Raw genomic sequence first — 18,370 nt, 5'->3', positions numbered from 1 at the left:
CCCTCCGGTTGAGGGGGCGTATTTCGCTCATTAGCAGGAAGTTAAATCTTAATTATGTTAGTTAAATTATTATGTTAAGCATCCTGTATTTAGTTGTATATGAATCATGAAAATTTTCAATAATTGGTCAAATTTAAGAGTTCTTCAAACTCCCATTGTGGCCCTCGAATATTACAGTGCCAATCGCCAAAAAATCTTGTCATCATTTCATCAGTACGCCAGTGAGTGTTGTTTACCTGTTTATTATTGGAATCCCGGCTATGCAACTCTTCAACAGGTGCGGTGTTTGGATAAACATCTCCCCAATTTAGGTTGTCATTCAGATATGGCAAGCGTTTCAGATATTTCCCAGATGTATAATAGTGAATGCGTCTTATGTAAAACTGAGCTATCTGTCGAGAGTGATGTGCTGCAATTTCTGCTGGAAAATGACTGTCCCGGTATCTTTTTGTTAGAGGACATTTTGGAGTCAGACAGTACCGAACAGCCTCTTGTCCGCCGTTATTCTCAATTGGCTAACGCATTCTTTGAGCTGAAAGGGCGTTCAGCTGAGCAATATTGGGTACTGCTGGGTGAGTACATCCAACTGCCATCAAAGCTAAGTCCATTAATTCCTCTACTCAAATGTCCGTTACCCGATCGTTTTGAAGTCGAAGTTCTTGTAGATAATTTTTGCGATCGCAATTGTTCCCTTGATTTTGGTTTAGATGCGGTAGCTGCTAAAAAACGGCTGGCTGTTTCTAGTCTAGGGCTGCCAACTGCTGAAATTGAATTAGTGTTAGATCGATCGCTCTCTGTGACCGCTTCAGTTGTCAAAATCGCACAGTTGGTATTGGAGCATAAAATATCGCAACTTCGAGACCAGGGGTTGGAGTTCATTGCTTCTCCAGACGTGCCTCATGCTGGCGGTTTAGATCTATTAGACGCTTATTTGAACGAGGTCGTAAAGCTGTCAGAAGCTGATGCCAAGAAATATCACCTCAGACCTCCCAAAGGAATGCTGCTGTGGGGGCCGCCGGGGACGGGCAAAAGTTTGAGTGCAAAGCTAGCTGCTAAGAAGCTAGGTTATGCGCTTTTAGCAGCAAGTTGGGGCAATATTCTAGGTTCCTCTAATCCAGATCGCGCTCTCAACAAAATGCTGGATACAGCCGATAATTTGGGCGGCTGCGTGCTATTTTTTGACGATTTTGACAAGGGTTTTTCTGGCTGGGAATCAAATGCTGATGGCGGTGCAGCTAGGCGGCTGTCGCAGAAATTGCTCACCTGGATGCAGGAGCATGAAAGCCCCGTGTTAATGTTAGCTACTGTTAACCGTTTAGAAATGCTGCCGGCTGAACTTATTCGCAGATTTGACGACGGCGGAATCTGGTTTGTGGATTTGCCACACAGCGGCGCTCGCTATGAGATTTTCAATTTGCATTTGGCTAAGTATTTCCCAGAGCAATTTGGGGAAGGAAAAGAGAACCTTTGGAGCGACAGGCAGTGGTATTCGCTACTATCTGACTATGCCGGAGCAACGAGTGCTGAAATTGCGATCGCAGTTAAACGCTGTGCCCAGCGAGCTTATTGTGAAGGGCGACCTGGTAAAATTGAATTGGCCGATCTGCGTTATCAGAGAACTCAGTTTGTGCTGTCGTCTGAGCGTTCTTCTGAAGATATCCAGGGGATTCGGAACAAAGCGTCCTTTGCTCGGCCTGCTTCTGGGGGCGATCAGTCTAAATTTGCGGCGGCAGAGCAAGAATTATTCGAGTATCGGCCACCTGCTTACGAGAAAAGTTGAGTGTACGATAAACAACAATAGCATGGCTTTGTTGGTGAGCCAAAAAGTTTTGACTGTTGATAGAATTAGCGCAAAAGTTTTATGGCACTTTCTATAGCAGGACTTACGCCCAGCCTCTGAATAAGCCTGAAATAGCGGGCAATCCCCCCGTTTGTGGTGGTGGCGTTGCGTCCAGGACGGTCTGGGAAATAATAACCCGTGCATTTGTTATTAACCAGATGCACGGATTATTGTATAAGTAATCTAAGACTTAACTTGGACGCGGTAGCCGCAATTTTCAAGGCATAGTTTTACTCCCTGCCAAGTTAAACCTGTTTCTGGTTCAAGCGGTACAGTTAAAGCATTGGTTGTGTAGCCGCGCTCTCCCTCCTGCCTGATAACGCTATATTCAGCTTGGTGCAGCATGGCAATAGCGCATTTTGATAACTTACCAACGATATTTGCGGCTTGGTTACTAACAGTGAGAATTACATTCATTATGTTTTGAAATCAACTGTTCACTTGCACCTCAACAATCGTTGTTTAGGGGTGGGAGGTTGGGCGCGGAATTATGCGGTGACTGTTAGGGGAATGGGGAGTGGTCAGGAAGTGGAATTTTCACAGCAATGCCTGCGGTGCGGTTTCTCCCCTCCCCACTCCCAATCTTTCCCCGTTAATCTCTTACCCTCCCCAACTTTCCATCACCTTAATTTCTACCTCGCAAGGAATCGGAGAGAGAAATTTATTCCCGGCTCTCACCATACATTTTTTAAGCAAGGCTTTAACTGCCGTCACTTGTTCAAGAGGACACTCTATTAAAATTTCATCGTGAACGACACAAATCAGTTTAGCACCAGTGCGGCTCAGAGGCATAAAAAGTAGAGCAAGAGCGAGTTTAGTAATGTCAGCGCTCATTCCTTGAATTGGGTTATTTAGCATCTCATTAAGCAACGGTTTAGTATCTTTTGACCATAATCTCCTTCTGCCTAAGACAGTCCGACTCTCTCGAATACCTCGGCTCCAGGCGCTCCGAACTTTGGCGTGAAATTGTTTGATACCTGTATAGGATTCAAAGAACTTCTTACGAAAGTGTGAAGCTTGTTGCAGCGTTAAAGTGACTCCATGCTCTGCTTGAGCCATATTCTTAAATTTCGTAACTCCCATGCCATAAATTAAACCGAAGTTAATAATTTTGCCGAGCTGTCTGTCTTCGACAGTAATTTTAGATAAAGGTTTTGCTAGCACCAAGGAAGCTGTGAGAGAGTGCAAATCTTCCCCTTTGGAGTAAGCTTTCACCATCGTGCGATCGCCCGAAACCTTCGCCATGATCCGCAGTTCAATCTGGCTATAATCGGCTTTGAGCAGGACGTAACCGGGTGCAGCTTTAAAACACTGTCGGGTTTCCTTATCTCTGGGGATATTCGTTAAATTTGGCTCTCGACAACTAAACCGTCCTGATCTAGCACCAATCTGAAACCAATTGGGATGAATGCGCCCTGTAATCGGGTGAATGCGTTCAGGTAAACCCAGAGTAAAAGTATCGATACGAGCCGATAAACTGCGGTATTCTAACAGTGCTTGAATAACGGGATACTCGCCTTGCAAAGGAATTAAATGTTGAGAGCTAGTGGAAGTAACAGGAATACCTTTTTCTTGCAAAGCCGCTAAGACTTGCTTGGGAGAGCGAGGATTAATTGTATCCGTAAATTCGGGCAGCAGAGAGATTTGTTGGTGAGGGTTAGGTCGATGGAGTTGCGAATTAATTTGTTTTAAAAGAGAGTCGCGTTGGTGGCAGAGCTTCACTCCCAAAACTCTCCACTGTTCTCTATCTAAAAGCATTCCGTTGAGTTCCATAGAAGCCACCGCAGGCAGACAAGCAAACTCTAGTAAAGCAGTTTTCCAAAGCTTAGAAGCTTTCAATTTTTGTTCGAGAACAGCAGCCAGCGGGAGTAAAATTGCAGCATCGGTAGCAGCATATTGCAGTTGAGCGAGTGTTAAGTTTCCTGACCAATCGCTAACTTGCTGCGTTTTGTCTAGATTTACTTTGAGCAAATTCTCAGTGACAGCCTCTAAGGACAGATACCGTTTTAGTCCAGCCGTCAGCACTCGGTAAGCCAAATAGGTATCGAAAAAGGGTTTGGATGGTTCCAGTCCGGCAAAAGCGAGCATTTGCCATTCAAATTTGAGGTTGTGACCTACCTTTAGTGCAGGACTCGCTAAGAGCAAGCGTAATGGTTCGAGAGAACTCGGTTCAATTGCCCATAAATCTACAATGATTACTGGATGGTCAGGAATGGCAAGTTGTAACAATCTAATTTTGGCTTGGTAGGGGTCAAGCCCTGTCGTTTCGCAGTCTATACCGATGATTTTTGCTTGTTGGAATGGTTGCAGGGCTGTTTCAAGATTGAAAGCAGTATCGATTAGTTGGTAAGGAGTTTTAAGTGTAACTGGGAACTGAGCTATTTTAAGTTTCTCGGGCGTCAAAGAAGTTGGAATAGCGGTTGATTGTTTCTGCTGATTTAGCGGAGTAGGTTTCATAATTACTTGCTTTTCTAAAAAAAATGAAAGGCTATCTTTCTGTCAATAATGCACGAAGTTTTACTATTTTTAAGCCGGTATTCGAGATTAGGTAGCTTGAGGATAATGGGTTTTATTTGGGAAGTATACGAGTTTTAAGTCAATACGCTTGGACTCAGAACAATGTGACTTCCTTTCACAAGTCGGGAATTCCAAAAAATCCGTGAAATTAAATTCGTCTGAAAGCGCTAACCCAAGCGTATTGAGTTATTATTCGGTTTTTTGTAAATCAATTTAAGTCCTGAACTTTAGAAATAAGGTAAAAGACATAAAGGATGGCGGTTGGTCTAAAAACAACCAGGGGTTGCCTGGTTTTCATTGAAAATAGTTGCCAACTTTAGAGTCGGTAACAGTTAGTTGTTTTGGCTATCCCAAGTGCCACCTAAAAAGTCGAAACCTGGTTTGCCATCTGTAATCTTTTTACAGACGACTGCGTTAGCGTCTGTTGCCATTAAAAGCAAAATGCTTGTTAGAGCGATAGCGAGCAGTTTTTTCATAACGGTGAACTCAGATGTATGAACTTCACCGATGCAGCACTGTTAAGTGCGACTTTAATTCGGAACGATTAGATTTTAAAAAAAAAATTAGAGGAAGGTGGATGGGAAAATTTTGTTTGAATTTAAATTTAAAGATTATGACTATAATGTAACTGAGTTTCCCACTTACCGAGCTTTTTTATGAGTAACTCAATTCCCTCCCAGCCGCAATCCACAATAGATGATACAACCCGTTATCCGCGCTTGATGGAACTGATAGAAGCAGAAGATACAGCTAATGGAGAAGTTGGCTGCGGTCGGAATTTGGGTAATAAACCTTCAGTTTATCTGAAAACCGGCGGTATCAATATCTCTGATGAAAAGCTAAGAAATTTGTTAAGGGAGTATTTAGGTCATTTATTGATGGAGCTAGATTTTGACTCAATCATCAACCAGGTCAGTCATTTCGTAGAGTCATTAGTCGTGCAGGAACACACTCAATTAGAGCAGACAAGACCGGCATTAATGCTCTTAGAATCAGTTTTTGAGCAGATTCCTGCGAAAGAACTCAAACAATGTATTGAGTCAGAATTGAGGGAGTTTTGTTCGGAAACTGCGATCGAGGAAATTGTTCAGTATACTGGTCAAGTGATTCACTATTCAATTCTTCAACCTCGACATAAGTGGCCCAAACCTATTTGGGTACTAAGTGCTCTTGAGAAGGTGTATATTGCTCAGGCATCTAGTTTAGATGCAGCAATTGCCGAAGTTAAAGCACAATATCCCCACGAAACCGGAGAGCTGCAAGTAATCAAAGTCGGAGGTGTTCTCGCACCCAACCAAGTGATTTGCTTGGACATAATGAAAAATTTAAAATAAAAATGCGGAAGGAATTTGGTAGCTTTGAACGCATCCCAATCTGCGTCATATCCCCTTTCTTAAGCATGGGGATTCTTTAGCTTTTAGTTCCTACTCCCTCTTAAAAGACATTTTTACAGGCTTGTAATTGACTGTTTTGATTTTTATCGGCTTAGTTGGAAACCCACTTGGGGCATGATTAGTTCATTTAGATCGATCGCGAGAGTTACTTTAATAATTTCTCAGCTCGCTTGTACACAAGAGCTAGTTTTTTAGTACAATAATAACAACGATTGCTATTCCCTGTTATTAAAGCCAAAATGGAATAGCCCAAATTACAGGAGGACTCAGGCATGAACGTGTCTTTGACACCGGAGTTAGAGCAGTATGTCCAAGAGAAAGTCTCAAGCGGACTATATTATTCTGCCAGCGAGGTGATCCGTGAAGGGTTGCGCCTGTTGAAAGAACGGGAACAATTCCAGCAAACTCGCTTGCAGGAATTGCGACAGGAGATTCAGCTAGGGCTAGACAGCGGTGAGGCAACTCCCTTGGATATGCCAGCAATCAAGGCAAAAGCGCGGCAGCGTCGGCGGAGGAAACCGCAGTAATGGCCACGATCGTTAAACGCCCACGCGCTGAACTGGATTTGCTAGATATTTGGGACTACATCGCTGATGATAGTTTAGATCGGGCTGACGAGTTTTTAGATCGCGTTGAGGGAAAACTGCAAACCTTGGCACGTAATCCAGGATTGGGCAGAAGGCGTAAGGAACCCCACGCTTAAAAGCGGGGGCTTTTAGAAACTCCGACTCGATCGCCAGCGGTGCAAGAAGAAAGCCCGAACCTTACCAGAGACAGGATTAGACCTACGTTTTTTGAGTCATGATACCGGCGAATGCGTCGCTAGTTTTCCGCTCTATCACTGAATGTTAAACAGGTTTAACGGGGTTAAGCCAGTGCCTTCAGTCTAAAAAGCTCTTAAAACATTCAAGGGAGCGAACTTTACCCAGCAATGGAGGACTTCATGTCTAATTTCGTTTTTGTACTTGATAGCCACAAGCGACCGCTCAATCCAGTCCGCCCAGGAATGGCTCGTAAATTGCTAACCGCTGGCAAAGCTGCTGTTTTCAAAAGGTATCCATTTACGATAATTCTCAAGGTAGAGGTAACAGCATCCCAACAACCAATCACTCTTAAAATAGATCCTGGGTCTAAAACTACAGGAATCGCATTACTGCAAGGAGAAAGCGTAATTTTTGGCGCAGAACTAACTCACAGAGGTCAATCCATCAAAGCTAGCCTTGAGTCTCGCCGTTCACTGCGTAGAGTCCGGAGAAACCGCCATACTCGCTATCGGAAAGCTAGATTTTTAAACAGGACTCGTCCTAAAGGATGGTTAGCCCCAAGCTTGCAGCATCGTGTCGAAACAACCCTAACCTGGGTAACTAGATTGATAAAAGTTGCTCCCATTTCTTCTATTGTTCAAGAACTTGTGCGGTTCGACTTACAACAACTTGAGAACCCAGAAATTAGTGGACTGGAGTACCAACAAGGCGTTTTATGTGGCTATGAAATTCGCGAATATTTGTTGAACAAATGGGACAGAAAGTGCGCGTATTGTGGAGTTGCTGATACACCTCTACAAGTCGAACACATTCATCCCAAAGCCAAAGGTGGATCTAATCGTATTTCTAATCTTTGCCTTGCTTGCGATGCTTGCAACAAAAAGAAAGGTACTCAAGACGTTGAGCAATTCCTATCTAAAAAGCCAGAGATTTTGAAGCGGATTCTATCTCAAGCAAAACGTCCATTAAAAGACGCAGCAGCAGTCAATTCGACTCGCTGGGCATTATTTAACCGACTTAGCATGACTGGTTTACCAGTTTCTACGGGCAGTGGTGGCTTGACAAAATTCAATCGCACTCGATTAAACCTACCTAAATCTCATTGGTTAGATGCTGCAAGTGCCGGCAAAGTCGAAGAATTAAAGGTGCTGATTTGTCAACCGCTGCTAATCAAGGCAGCAGGACACGGTACTCGACAAATGTGTGGCACAAATAAGTTTGGCTTCCCAATTCGTCACAAGTCGAGAAGGCAAATTCATTTCTGTTTTCAGACTGGCGATATCGTTGGCGCGACAGTCACCGCAGGCAAAAAAGTCGGCTATTATGTGGGACGAGTTCTTTGCCGTGCATCTGGCTCGTTCGATCTTGCTACAACGAAGGAAAGAGTAGCAGGAATTAGTCATAAATATTGCAAGCCTATTCACAAAAAAGATGGCTATTCCTATGGATTTTGATTCAAGGCGACTGAAGTCGCAGCCGCTTTCCTCCCCATGTCTAAAGCCAGGGGCTTCTCGCTCGTTTTCTGGTGAGGAACTGTTAGCTGGGTTGCACAGCTTTCCGATTGGGAACTATGTGGTGTTCTACCGGGAAATTGAAAATGGAATAGATGTAATTCGTGTTCTGCATGGTTCACGGGACATAGAAGACATTTTCAGTCGCGGCTAACTCCTTGTAATGCAAGTGCGTATTCAAGGCGTACTGCCTGCCAATAGAGAGAGTTTAATTGTGGAAGTGTTGCATAAATTTGAGTCAGAGATTGAATCAGGGGCATTAATTTTATTAGATGAAACGCGCTCTCGGGTTAGAATTCGGTTTCTTACACCGCGATTACTGACAAATCAGAGAATAAGGGTGCGCGATCGCACTTTGTCACTTTCTTAAAAGACATTTTTCTCGACTTCGTAGAATAGCCCAGTGCTGAGAGCCGTTAGGTAACTTTCATAGAGCTGCCCCCTCCATGTGGAGGGGGTAATTTTTACTGAACAAAATCGCTCATAGGAATGAAGTTGCAGGAACTAGATGCGATTTAAATTGGAATTGTTCACCACATAAACTCATAAAAACCATGCATAATTCATCGATTGAACCTAATTCCGGCTATAACAACTCTGGTTACGAATCGACACCGGATTTGACTGTCGGTTACTCGTCATCTAAAGAAGTTCGTCAAGGTAATTTTGACAACGCTTACCAAGAAAATGTGTATGACTTGTCCAACCTAGCAGATACTCCTTGGACAGATTCAGCAGTCCGCCCGAATCCACAGCTTGAGCTGGAGCTTGATTAAAGAAAAAAGCGAAGATGGAGAAATGCAGTCCAGGACGCATCAACCTAAAAAACCCAGTTTCTCGTTCTCATGTTCAACCTAAAATGACGGAATTACATAGGAAGACCGGGTTTTTGGGTAATTCCTAAAATGGAGAGGGAGAGAGGTAGAGGAAGAGAGGGAGAGAGGGGAGAGGGGGAGAGGGAGATTTAGCTGATGGGTAATTTCTGCAATACTGCTCTATTTTTCGTAATGTTTTAAAAACCATTTAAAGTTTTTCCAAATTAGAAAGAATAGAGCAGTTTTTTTTGCCTAATTTTAGTTAACATCAAGAGGATTTCCATGAACAGTCCAAAGCAGTTAAAAAAATTAAGCCAGGTAGGCTCGGCTTTAATAGCTGCCAGTACACTCTGCCTAATTTTTGCTTTCATCTGCATTACTTTCTTAAGCTTTCCATCAATTGCTAGCGCTAGTTCCTTACCTACTAAAATTTGGGAAAAAGAACAATCTAGAGTTTTGCTGCCAGATTGGAACCAGATTACCTTTAGTTCCCTGCCCGCCGTTGCTAGTTCGGGAAGTTCTGGCGGTCGAAGCTGGCAAGCCGGCACTTCTGTTGACAACATCTTGAAGCTGGGGGACATCAACGATGTAAAACCTGAAATTCTGTCTTTGCAAGCAATTGAACAATTGGCACTAGGGGATATCAATTTAGAAAATATCAGCTTGTCAGCATTTCCCTTAGCTGGTAAGCAAACTGTCGGTCACTTGGTTGAAATTGTTCCGAATCTAGGCCAATTTCAATTGAGCGATGTTCCTCCAATTGCTTCTTTATCTTCTCAAATAGCCGGAGTGAACCCTAACATCAACCAATTACCAATTGGTCAAGCTGTAAAACAAGTACCGCAACTAGCGCAGGCAAAACTTAACCAAATTGACCTATCTGAGTTTGCGCTCGCCCAAATCCCCAACCTTAATAGCGTAAATTTAGAACAGTTCTCTGGCTGGTCAGAGGAACTCATCAGCAATATTCCGCTGCTGAGTCAAGTCCCGCTTTCTAGCTTTCCGGTTCCTATTGCGTCCATTGGCAGCGCAGTCATGCGAATTGACATGATTTACAGTCGGTACGAGAGCAAGCGCAATAACACAATTTCTGGTTCTGATGTAGAAGGATTTGCGGTAGCCTGCGAGAAAGATTGCGCTTATATCGAACTCGACGACATGGAAAACGCCGGTCGCCGCGCCACAGGGCCACTAGAAGGCAAGCAGTGGATTAGCGGCAAATATCAGGAAGTGCGAGGCGGTTCTGGCTGTTTGACCGGTTGGGAACCGACGGGCCGGCATCCTTTTGGGGAAGTGTTTAAAGTAGTGGTAATGGAACCGTCAGAAACCAGCGATACTGTTGACACGGCTCTGTACTTCAGGTTTAGTTTGCCCTGTGGCAAATCGCCTTACATTATTGGTCCGGTTCCGTTTCTCAGTTACAGCGTTAATTCGCCTATGTTTGTCGGTCGATTAGAGGGCGGTTCTTCTAACAGTATTTCGCGTTCAAAAGGTGTCGCATCTGAAACAAAACCTTCAAAACCGTTGAGTTCAAATCACGCTAAAGAAAACCCTTTACCAACTCAGCCTCTACCTGAATCCAAGCGAGAGTGCGCGCGCCCCGCAACTTACGTTAACGGTGTGGATGTAGCTTCATTAGGGGAGGCGTTAGCAAAGCTTTCCGAAGGAATTGCCAATTTGGAAAATGCAGCCAGTGGCGATTACGAAGCTATTGGCGAGATGGTTTGTACTGAAGGATCTCGCAACTGCGGGCGGGCGATCGGTCGCTATCAGTTGATGAGTTACCGGGAAGACGTGCAGCGTGCTGTCAGCTCAATTCCAGGGGGGCCTAACTTTATCCTAAACGTCAACAAAGGCCAAAAACCTACAAGAGAGGAACTCTTCCAATATTTTCCTCCTGCTGTTCAGGATAAAGTCTTGCAAAATTCTCTAGCTGAGAACGTAGTCAGCAGCCAACAGGAAATTGACCCTAAAACTGGGCAGGTATTCAAGGGCGATCGCTTAATTGAGCGAGTAGCACAGAAACACTTTGGGGGTTCTGGCAGTAAAATTGATGCCAGCTATTCCAACATTTTAGGTGGCTACTCTCTCAAACAGTACGGGGAAAAAGTTCGAGAGCTTTATAACCACAATACCAGCGACAATTGCCAAGCTAATTCTGGTGACAGCAATGGCATCAGCAACTCGGTAGGCACCGGCCTTACTTTAAATGCTAGTTGGAGTATTAAGGTGGCGCTGTTCATTAGCTCTTTTTTGGGGGGAATGTGGTTTTTAATTCGACTTTTTCACAAGCTAAAGCAGCTAATTTTTTTGATACTAATCGGTTTGGGGATAGCAATTACTCTTGGCACGGCTGCGCTCTCCCATTGAACAAAGGGAAAGGGGAAGTGGAAATGCAAGGTATTAACAAATATAGGACTTACGCAAGACAGCAAATTTTACAGTATTTGTGGCCAACTGCACCGAAGAGCACCTACAAACACCTTACAAACAGTATCTCTGCGTTCACGAGTGAACTATAACACAATACGGTTCAAGTAAGAACAATCTGACTTCCTTTCACAAGTCTGTATATCCTAAAAATTCGTGAAATGGAATTCGTCTGAAAGGGCTAACCCAAGCGTATTGGACTATAACAACTTTTTCGCTAACAGGACGTTTTTAATTGCTTAAAACATGAATTTTCTTACGTTTCTGTTCTGATATCTATTCCGAAACATGAATTTTATTGCATTTCTGTTCTGACATCTATTCCGGTGGCATCGGAATGATTAAACCACAGAGGACGCAGAGGACGCAGAGAAAGAAAAGAGAGAGATTAATAATTCCGATATCAACGGATTTGATATGACTTGTTCCTAAGTTGTTCTCGCTCTAAATTGCATAGTCGTTTTATATTCCGATAAGGAAGTCATTAAAATTGACTGTAAATTTTAGACATACAACAGCTTACTTAAGCAAAAGATTCTCTCTTTTCGTGTCTTTTTCTTCCGCTTTATTGTCCTTTTTTCTCTGTTATTTTGTATAATTGGAGTAACAAATGGTTGAACAAAATCGAGTTAAGCAAAAAATAGCAGGCAGCCAAAAGATTGTCAACCCCCCGGTTTGGTTAAATCAAGTTGGTTACTGGTTTCGCATTGGTTTGACAGTTTTTACCGCCCTGTCGCTATTATTGGGGACAGTTGCTTGCACGAATTCTAGTTCAGCAACAACCGCACCAGCTTCTTGGCAACAAGCTTTGCGAGTCACTCCAAAAGAAACTTTAACCCTAATTGTAAAGGAACACAGCAGCCTTCCAGAACTCAAAGTAGCGGCTGGGCAAAGTGCAGCGGCGGAAGCAATTAAGAGAATGCGAGTGTGGCAAGTTAATGGCTCGGTAGGACGGCTGAACCTTTATGATTTCAATAATTCCGCTCTGTGCGGCACAAAAGGCTGCCTTTATGTTGGCTACTTAATTCCTAATGATTCAAGTCAAATGCCAACAGAAGTATTTGCAGCTTATCTCGACCCCCATAAACTGCCGAAAACTCCTTTGTTTAAGGCTGACAGTTCCTCGCACGAGGGTTTGCCTTGTCTAGGAGTGAATCAGCTTTCCCAAGAAGGCCGCCGCCAGCTTCAATTTTGCTACGACGGCCTTACCTATCAACTTGCTGACAGCCAGCTTTTCAAAGATGGTTAGTGTTTAGTAGTCGGCGGGTTCATCGAATTCAAAATCTTCTTCTGAATCAACCTCAACTTCAACCTCAACCTCAGCAGCTTCCGACAATTCATCTAACTCCTCTAATTCTGAGTCTGTTCCTCCTTCAACTTGTGCAATTTTGCGAGGGGGCGACAATTTACCTTGACTTTTGCGGTTAGTTACGCTTTCTGGCAACGCTTGGACTTCAGGTTCGACACCAGCAGCTATAGCTGGCAACCCGGCCTCGCTAGCGTCAATGAACCCAGCAATGCTATTGTGCAGTCCCCAAATCAATTTCTTTTGTGGTTTTTGACCGAGAAATAGCTTGGGAAAATTAGCATCAGTTGGCTGAGTAATGCTGTGAGTTTTGCAGCAAAAGGATTTATTTTTGCCTTCCCCTTCTTTGATAGCTCTAAATTCGACATTCAACACTCCCAAAGAGCGCCACTTGTCATTTTTACCGCTGTAATCTCTCCCAAAGCAATCAGCAAATGCCCGTTCCAAATTGCGGTAAAATTCTTCTCTAGCGCTCTTAAAGCTCCAGAGGGCTACATTCTTGAAGCGGACGACAATCGGTACCTGATGCAGGGGTTGGTTTTTGGGATTTAGAAAGATGAGAGCGTGTTCGGAACACACTTCCTGCGTCTTTTTATCGAGGGAATCGCGATATTCGTCGTAAAGCCCAATAAAAGTACCTGCTAATTCTCCATTTTCTTCAATATCTTTGTAGCGGATGTACTCAGGCACACAAGCTAATACCAACATTCTCGCTTTTGGGAGCAGTAAGCCTGTCACTTCTTCGCTTAGTTCGACCGTTGTCAATTCCTCAACATTAGGCATTACGTGCCATTCCGCTTTGACAAGCTGGTCGTTCGGGAGCAAAATACCTGCTGGATTATCGTTAATCACGATTCCATAGGGCAAAGAGGGCTTGCGAGTTTGGTTGTAATCACTGTTGAATAGCTCCGGATCTATCTCGTAATAATCAGCACTCTTGTTCTTTTGCGTGTTGGACTTTCCACTAGAATTCTGTACTGTCTTACTGGGAGATTTCGCGTTATTGCTTCTTACCATTGTTTACCTATTTTTGTCATGGTCTCCCCCTTGAGGCGATAGCCGCTATCTGAAACCTTTAGTTTTTTTAAGAGCTAAAAAAAATGAACAATTTGCAATTTTTGCCTAAAATTAACAAAGCTACCTTGATACCAATGGCAGTTCAACCTCCTAAACGTTCGTTAACTAGCATAGATTTTGGCGGGTTGTTGGGTCAGTTTATGAAGCCAGAGGGACTGGCAATGTTAGGGCTAATGGCAGGCTTACTTATTGCTTCCAAATTAGTTGGAAACGGGAAGGGGAAAATTACCTCCGGGCGGCTCTGCGGGACGGCTGAAAAATTGGCAGCCACAGGCTCTGCCCTCAAGCAAATGAAAGAAAAAAAACGGCAGCCCGTTACTTTGTGGAGTGGTACGCCGACTTATTGGTTTAAAGGTTGTCAAGGATTGAGTGCTCGATTGCAAACGCTATTAGGTGCAAATCCGACGGTTTGGTTTCCCCACGCAGAACGCGGAACTTTAGTCATTGGTGCTCCGGGTTCTGGCAAAACATTCAGCGTCATTGACCGGATGGTTGAAAGTGCATTCCAGCAAGGTTTTCCTGCCATTATTTACGACAAAAAAGGAGACCAGATGAAAGTGCTTGCACCCCTTGCAGTGCGCTATGGCTACGATGTGCAAGTGTTTGCGCCAGGGGAAGCTTACAGCGGCACTATCAATCCTCTGGATTTTATGAGAGATGCACAAGATGCAGTAATGGCAGCAGAAATTGGACAAGTTATTGCTCGAAATGCTAGTCCGGGGGAGAGTAAAGGCAATGAGTTTTTTGAGAAAGCAGGCGAGTTGATGGCGAAGGGTTTAGTGCAGTTAGCAAAAAGCAGTCCTTACCCGGATTTAGCTTTTGTGTACGCAATTATTCAACTGCCTGATTTGGTCAAGCGCATCGACCACGCCGTTCACCGACCCGACGGTCATCCCCTCAAAATGGACAGGTGGATTGCCTCTAGTTTTTCGCAGTTATTAAGTTCAAAAGATGCTGAAAAAACAGTGGCGGGCATCAAGGCCACCGCAGAGGCTACCTACTCCAGTTTCATTCAAAAAGATTTGTTGCGGGCATTTATTGGTCGCAGCACCATTCCAATTGCTTTAGAAGGGAAAAAGTGCATTATTTTCAAATTAGATGACCAAAGACGCACTGTAGTGGGGCCGCTGTTAGCTGCTGCTATTCACTTATGTGTGGTGTCTAATTTGAGTCGGGTACGTTCTGACCCATTTTTGTACTGCTTAGACGAGTTTCCGTCTCTCAAGTTCGACAGAATGGATCAGTGGGCTAACGAATATCGTTCTGCTGGCGGCGTACCGATTGTTGGCATTCAATCACTCAATCAACTCTATAATCTCTATGGGGATAAAAAAGGGGCTGCGATCGCCAGTGCTCTGTCAACTCACGTCCTCTTCAACCCTGGCGATTTTGAGACAGCCGAGAAATATTCTAAGCGGTACGGAGAAGTGGAAGTGCTGGTAAAAAATCGATCGACCGGCAGCTCGACGGGGCAGCAAACGAGCCGTTCTGTCAACTGGAGCGAACAGTTGCAAAAGAAACCGCTGATTAGTCCTGACGAAATTCTGAGGTTTCCTCAAGGCAAGTGCGTCATCACTTCACCGGCCTACGCAACGGGGACGGAAGCTTTATTTCCCTACCCTCTCAAGATTCCGGTGCGGCCCGGCGACATAAAGCGAGCTAAAGAGTCTGAACAACTGTGGGACAGCAGCATTAGACCGCAGCTTGAAAGGCGGGCGAAAGCTTTATCAGTAGAGCAGCAGACGGGTAAACTGCTCAATATAGATGAAGAGCTGGATCAGCGGATTCGATTCGCTTACCAATTGCTGCCACATCCGAACGATCCAGAAGAACCCGTGACTGTGGCTGATGTTAAGTCGCCTGTTAATGCTGCTGGTGCGAACAGCGCGGCTGGGAAAATAGCGGTTGGCAATATTCGGAAAAAACTCAAAACTCTGTCCTTTGGTGGCGATAGATGATGGAGCAAACTAAACAATTTTTGGCTGACATTTTGATTGTTGACGATATTCCCGCTAACATTCAACTACTTTCTCAATTGCTAATTGAAAATGGTTATAAAGTCAGGAAGTTGATTAGTGGAGAGCGAGCTTTAAAAGCAGTAGAGTTGCAAGCGCCAGACTTGATTTTGCTAGACATAAAAATGCCCGGTATGGATGGTTATGAAGTCTGCCGTCAACTTAAAGCATCTGAAGCTACTTGTGATATCCCTATAATTTTCATCAGCGCTTTAGATGACGTATTTGACAAAGTAAAAGGGTTTGAGGCGGGCGGTGCTGACTACATTATAAAACCTTTTGAGCCTGTTGAAGTGTTAGCGCGGGTATCTGCCCAACTTAAAATGCAGCGCTTGCAGCAGCAACTTCGCTGCGCTAACGTGCAATTGGCTGCACAAAATGTTCAGCTCAGCCAGGAAATTCAAGAAAGACAGCAAGCAGAAGCCAATTTAAGAATGCTGTTGCACGCTGTTTCGCACGATTTGCGATCGCCTCTATCAGGAATGTCGCTGCTGCTGCGAAGTCGCCTCAATGATGCTGGCAGTAACATTGCTATTGATAGGCGGACTATGGAGGTTATGGTGCAAAGTTGTTCGCGCCAACTCCAGTTGATTGAGTCACTAACAGCAACACAACAATTTGATGTGAAAAGTGCTTCTTTAGCCATGAAGCCGCTGTCGCTGCCCACTTTAGTCCAAAATATTCTTATTGAAAGATTACCAATTCTCAACCAGCATCGAGTCAAGGTTAAGCAGCTTTTTGCAGCCGATTTGCCTTTAGTCAATGCTGATGCCCAGCAGCTCTGGCGGGTGTTTGGCAATCTGATCGACAATGCTGTTAAATACAATCAGTCTGGGTTTATTTTGACGGTAGAAGCTAAAAAGGAAGGTGAGATGGTTCGCTGTACGGTTGCAGACAATGGGGCAGGAATTTCTCCTCAGCAATGTGCAAGATTATTCGAGCCTTATACGAGGGGAGTTGGAGTTAGTTTAAGGCAAGGATTGGGATTGGGACTTTACATTTGCAGGCAAATTGTTGAGGCTCACGGCGGAGATATTGGCGTTGATAGCGAATTGGGAAAAGGAGCGAGGTTTTGGTTGACATTGCCAAAGTTTGAAGATTGACAAGCTGTCATAATTTGCTACGCGATAGCTACGCCTCAAAAACCACTTTTTTTAGAACAATTAGAAGCTGCATTCCAACGGCTAAACCAGCCCCAAACGCAGTGCTTTAACGGCAGCCTGGGTGCGATCGCTCGCTTCAAATTTAGCTATAATCATCTCTACATGACCTTTGGCGGTGTGGACGCTCATTCCTAGTTGAGCGGCGATTTGTTTATTGCTTTTACCCTCAACTAGCTGCTGCAAAACCTGCATTTCCCGTTCTGTCAGCTTGATGTCGTCATTCGCATAGCTTTCGGGCAGTGGCGTTTTGAGATTTTGCAGCACGCAGTCGGCAATCTTAGGGTCTAGGTAACTGCCACCTTCTTGCACAGTCGTAATCGCTGCTAGAAGTTGTTCTGCGTTAGTGCCTTTAACGCAGTAGCCGTGAGCGCCGCTGGACAAAGCCGCCATTACCTGAGTTGGATTGCTGTGGTGGGTGAGCATCAGGATACGAGTATGTAGCAGGGCGGCTCTGATTTGCTGCGCGGCTGCAATACCGTCGATTCCGGGCAAGTCAATGTCCATCAGCACGATGTCTGGTTGGTGTTGCAGTGCGGCACTGACGGCTTCGTTACCGTTAACAGCTTGTGCGACAACTGTTAAATGGGGTTGGCGATTGAGGATATGTTGTAGCCCGAGCTGCATCATCGGGTCATCTTCAACTATCAGGATGGTTTTTAGTTGGCTTGTTTTTGGTTGGGTGGCGGTAGTTGCAGTCACGGCTAACATTCCTACTACATTTATCCATACCTATTGTTTTTTCTCATATTAAAGAGTGCCATCCTCCTATGGAGAGAAGAAATGTATTAATTTTTTGGCGATTGCGTCGGGAATAGGGTGCATATCTCTCGATAGGAGGATGGCAATAAAATGTGAACGGATTATATCGATACTTCGTTGATTTCATCCAAATTGATAGCTGTTGCTACTTCCTTCGGTTGAGGTGTTAGATAACCATTGAGCTTGAAAACTGTTTGTTCTGTCTCTCGTTCAATGGTAGTCAAAAGCCAATTTTGAGTTTTTCGGTGTTGTTTGCTGTCCCAGGCAAACAGAACTTTTTTTGCTGGTTGAGTCGGGTGAAGTGCCAAAACAATCAGTTGTAGCTTGTGAGGCTCGATCTCGAAGAATTCGGCAGCTACCCATAACTTAACTCGGTCTTGCCAAGTCAGTACAGGATGGCGAATCGCCCACTCAAATAGTTTGGGCGTCCCTTTGACTAGACCCACATTTGTACGGACTTGTATCACTTTAAATGGAGGAGAAGGGGAAGAATTTTCTTCTGTCACTCCTCTTTTTCTTCGGTCTAGTTTTGTTTGAAGTGGAATGTCAACAAACAGTTTTCGCTGCGGTAAAAACAGTGATGGCGATAGTTCTTTGAGCTGGAAAACCCACTGCTGGAACTGGGGGTGACTGTTGAGAATTGGCTCGACAGGTAATCCCATTAAAATTTGCTTGACAAGCAGTTGCAAGCGTTCTTGCAGATAGCGGGACTTAAACATAAAATACGATAAAAATAGGTTATAATGCTTACATAGCAAGCATATAACGTTAAAAAATGA

Annotated in this window: 17 protein-coding genes; 11 read left to right on the top strand and 6 right to left on the bottom strand. The window is 44.3% G+C overall.

The window, feature by feature from the left end; all coding sequences use genetic code 11:
* Positions 1 to 106: 106 nt before the first annotated feature.
* Positions 107 to 1,780 carry an ATP-binding protein gene (locus tag QT990_RS27275; RefSeq protein WP_333465975.1) on the top strand — a complete coding sequence of 558 codons (1,674 nt, stop codon included), beginning with the start codon at positions 107 to 109 and terminating at the stop codon, positions 1,778 to 1,780.
* Positions 1,781 to 2,023: 243 nt separating this feature from the next.
* On the opposite strand, the gene QT990_RS27270 is transcribed toward QT990_RS27275, so the two are convergent.
* The 3 genes from QT990_RS27270 to QT990_RS27260 form a co-directional block, all read right to left on the bottom strand.
* A complete protein-coding gene (locus QT990_RS27270) occupies positions 2,024 to 2,257 on the bottom strand; it encodes a hypothetical protein (RefSeq protein ID WP_106331788.1) in 234 nt (77 codons plus the stop codon).
* Between the two features lie 183 nt (positions 2,258 to 2,440).
* Positions 2,441 to 4,297, bottom strand: coding sequence for a bifunctional 3'-5' exonuclease/DNA polymerase (locus tag QT990_RS27265; protein ID WP_333465974.1), 1,857 nt, complete (start codon positions 4,295 to 4,297; stop codon positions 2,441 to 2,443).
* A 392-nt stretch (positions 4,298 to 4,689) separates the two neighbouring features.
* Entirely contained in the window at positions 4,690 to 4,833 is a 144-nt protein-coding gene (locus QT990_RS27260; protein ID WP_333413132.1) for a hypothetical protein, read from the bottom strand.
* Positions 4,834 to 5,013: 180 nt separating this feature from the next.
* Here QT990_RS27260 and QT990_RS27255 point away from each other — a divergent pair, with 180 nt between their 5' ends.
* The 8 genes from QT990_RS27255 (at position 5,014) to QT990_RS27220 (ending at position 12,520) form a co-directional block, all read left to right on the top strand.
* Positions 5,014 to 5,691 (top strand): hypothetical protein, encoded by a 678-nt coding sequence (locus QT990_RS27255; protein WP_333465973.1) that lies wholly within the window; start codon positions 5,014 to 5,016, stop codon positions 5,689 to 5,691.
* A 332-nt stretch (positions 5,692 to 6,023) separates the two neighbouring features.
* On the top strand, positions 6,024 to 6,278 hold the full coding sequence (locus tag QT990_RS27250) for a type II toxin-antitoxin system ParD family antitoxin (protein WP_333058483.1): 255 nt from the start codon (positions 6,024 to 6,026) through the stop codon (positions 6,276 to 6,278).
* On the top strand, positions 6,278 to 6,454 hold the full coding sequence (locus QT990_RS27245; protein ID WP_333413136.1) for a type II toxin-antitoxin system RelE/ParE family toxin: 177 nt from the start codon (positions 6,278 to 6,280) through the stop codon (positions 6,452 to 6,454). Before QT990_RS27250 ends, QT990_RS27245 begins: the two co-directional genes overlap by 1 nt.
* 240 nt (positions 6,455 to 6,694) lie before the next feature.
* Complete coding sequence (gene iscB, locus QT990_RS27240; protein ID WP_333413138.1) at positions 6,695 to 7,969, top strand: RNA-guided endonuclease IscB; 1,275 nt, start codon at positions 6,695 to 6,697, stop codon at positions 7,967 to 7,969.
* Positions 7,947 to 8,180: a type II toxin-antitoxin system RelE/ParE family toxin gene (locus tag QT990_RS27235; RefSeq protein WP_333465972.1), complete on the top strand. Its 234-nt coding sequence runs from the start codon at positions 7,947 to 7,949 to the stop codon at positions 8,178 to 8,180. Before iscB ends, QT990_RS27235 begins: the two co-directional genes overlap by 23 nt.
* A 400-nt stretch (positions 8,181 to 8,580) precedes the next feature.
* Positions 8,581 to 8,802, top strand: coding sequence for a hypothetical protein (locus tag QT990_RS27230; protein WP_333263986.1), 222 nt, complete (start codon positions 8,581 to 8,583; stop codon positions 8,800 to 8,802).
* 321 nt (positions 8,803 to 9,123) lie between these two features.
* Positions 9,124 to 11,211, top strand: coding sequence for a hypothetical protein (locus QT990_RS27225; protein WP_333465971.1), 2,088 nt, complete (start codon positions 9,124 to 9,126; stop codon positions 11,209 to 11,211).
* Positions 11,212 to 11,881: 670 nt separating this feature from the next.
* A complete protein-coding gene (locus tag QT990_RS27220) occupies positions 11,882 to 12,520 on the top strand; it encodes a hypothetical protein (protein WP_333465970.1) in 639 nt (212 codons plus the stop codon).
* 3 nt (positions 12,521 to 12,523) lie between these two features.
* Here the strand turns inward: QT990_RS27220 and QT990_RS27215 are convergent, their stop codons facing one another.
* On the bottom strand, positions 12,524 to 13,594 hold the full coding sequence (locus QT990_RS27215; protein ID WP_333465969.1) for a DUF5895 domain-containing protein: 1,071 nt from the start codon (positions 13,592 to 13,594) through the stop codon (positions 12,524 to 12,526).
* Between the two features lie 83 nt (positions 13,595 to 13,677).
* Here QT990_RS27215 and QT990_RS27210 point away from each other — a divergent pair, with 83 nt between their 5' ends.
* The gene (locus tag QT990_RS27210) at positions 13,678 to 15,612 is read left to right on the top strand and encodes a type IV secretion system DNA-binding domain-containing protein (RefSeq protein WP_333465968.1); all 1,935 of its coding nucleotides are present in this window, start codon (positions 13,678 to 13,680) and stop codon (positions 15,610 to 15,612) included.
* On the top strand, positions 15,609 to 16,772 hold the full coding sequence (locus tag QT990_RS27205; protein WP_333143987.1) for a hybrid sensor histidine kinase/response regulator: 1,164 nt from the start codon (positions 15,609 to 15,611) through the stop codon (positions 16,770 to 16,772). The genes QT990_RS27210 and QT990_RS27205 overlap by 4 nt, the downstream gene beginning before the upstream one ends.
* Positions 16,773 to 16,853: 81 nt before the next feature.
* Here the strand turns inward: QT990_RS27205 and QT990_RS27200 are convergent, their stop codons facing one another.
* Both QT990_RS27200 and QT990_RS27195 read right to left on the bottom strand, forming a co-directional pair.
* A complete protein-coding gene (locus tag QT990_RS27200) occupies positions 16,854 to 17,540 on the bottom strand; it encodes a response regulator transcription factor (RefSeq protein WP_333465967.1) in 687 nt (228 codons plus the stop codon).
* 152 nt (positions 17,541 to 17,692) lie between these two features.
* A partial coding sequence (locus QT990_RS27195) for a hypothetical protein (protein ID WP_333465966.1) occupies positions 17,693 to 18,370 on the bottom strand: 678 nt, incomplete at its 5' end.

Origin of the sequence: Microcoleus sp. T3_B1 (genome assembly GCF_036700445.1) — a bacterium.
GTDB lineage: Bacteria > Cyanobacteriota > Cyanobacteriia > Cyanobacteriales > Microcoleaceae > Microcoleus.
The sequence above is the reverse complement of the archived record's forward strand: the minus strand, read 5'-3'. Positions and strand labels throughout refer to the sequence as shown.

Bases quoted from the DNA above. Each gene is read 5' to 3' on its own strand.
- QT990_RS27230 (WP_333263986.1), top strand. From the start codon at position 8,581: ATGCATAATTCATCGATTGAACCTAATTCCGGCTATAACAACTCTGGT.
- QT990_RS27220 (WP_333465970.1), top strand. From the start codon at position 11,882: ATGGTTGAACAAAATCGAGTTAAGCAAAAAATAGCAGGCAGCCAAAAG.
- QT990_RS27275 (WP_333465975.1), top strand. From the start codon at position 107: ATGAAAATTTTCAATAATTGGTCAAATTTAAGAGTTCTTCAAACTCCC.
- QT990_RS27225 (WP_333465971.1), top strand. From the start codon at position 9,124: ATGAACAGTCCAAAGCAGTTAAAAAAATTAAGCCAGGTAGGCTCGGCT.
- QT990_RS27270 (WP_106331788.1), bottom strand. From the start codon at position 2,257: ATGAATGTAATTCTCACTGTTAGTAACCAAGCCGCAAATATCGTTGGT.
- QT990_RS27200 (WP_333465967.1), bottom strand. From the start codon at position 17,540: ATGTTAGCCGTGACTGCAACTACCGCCACCCAACCAAAAACAAGCCAA.
- QT990_RS27215 (WP_333465969.1), bottom strand. From the start codon at position 13,594: ATGGTAAGAAGCAATAACGCGAAATCTCCCAGTAAGACAGTACAGAAT.
- QT990_RS27250 (WP_333058483.1), top strand. From the start codon at position 6,024: ATGAACGTGTCTTTGACACCGGAGTTAGAGCAGTATGTCCAAGAGAAA.
- QT990_RS27205 (WP_333143987.1), top strand. From the start codon at position 15,609: ATGATGGAGCAAACTAAACAATTTTTGGCTGACATTTTGATTGTTGAC.
- QT990_RS27255 (WP_333465973.1), top strand. From the start codon at position 5,014: ATGAGTAACTCAATTCCCTCCCAGCCGCAATCCACAATAGATGATACA.
- QT990_RS27245 (WP_333413136.1), top strand. From the start codon at position 6,278: ATGGCCACGATCGTTAAACGCCCACGCGCTGAACTGGATTTGCTAGAT.
- QT990_RS27265 (WP_333465974.1), bottom strand. From the start codon at position 4,297: ATGAAACCTACTCCGCTAAATCAGCAGAAACAATCAACCGCTATTCCA.
- QT990_RS27260 (WP_333413132.1), bottom strand. From the start codon at position 4,833: ATGAAAAAACTGCTCGCTATCGCTCTAACAAGCATTTTGCTTTTAATG.
- QT990_RS27235 (WP_333465972.1), top strand. From the start codon at position 7,947: ATGGCTATTCCTATGGATTTTGATTCAAGGCGACTGAAGTCGCAGCCG.
- QT990_RS27210 (WP_333465968.1), top strand. From the start codon at position 13,678: ATGAACAATTTGCAATTTTTGCCTAAAATTAACAAAGCTACCTTGATA.
- iscB (WP_333413138.1), top strand. From the start codon at position 6,695: ATGTCTAATTTCGTTTTTGTACTTGATAGCCACAAGCGACCGCTCAAT.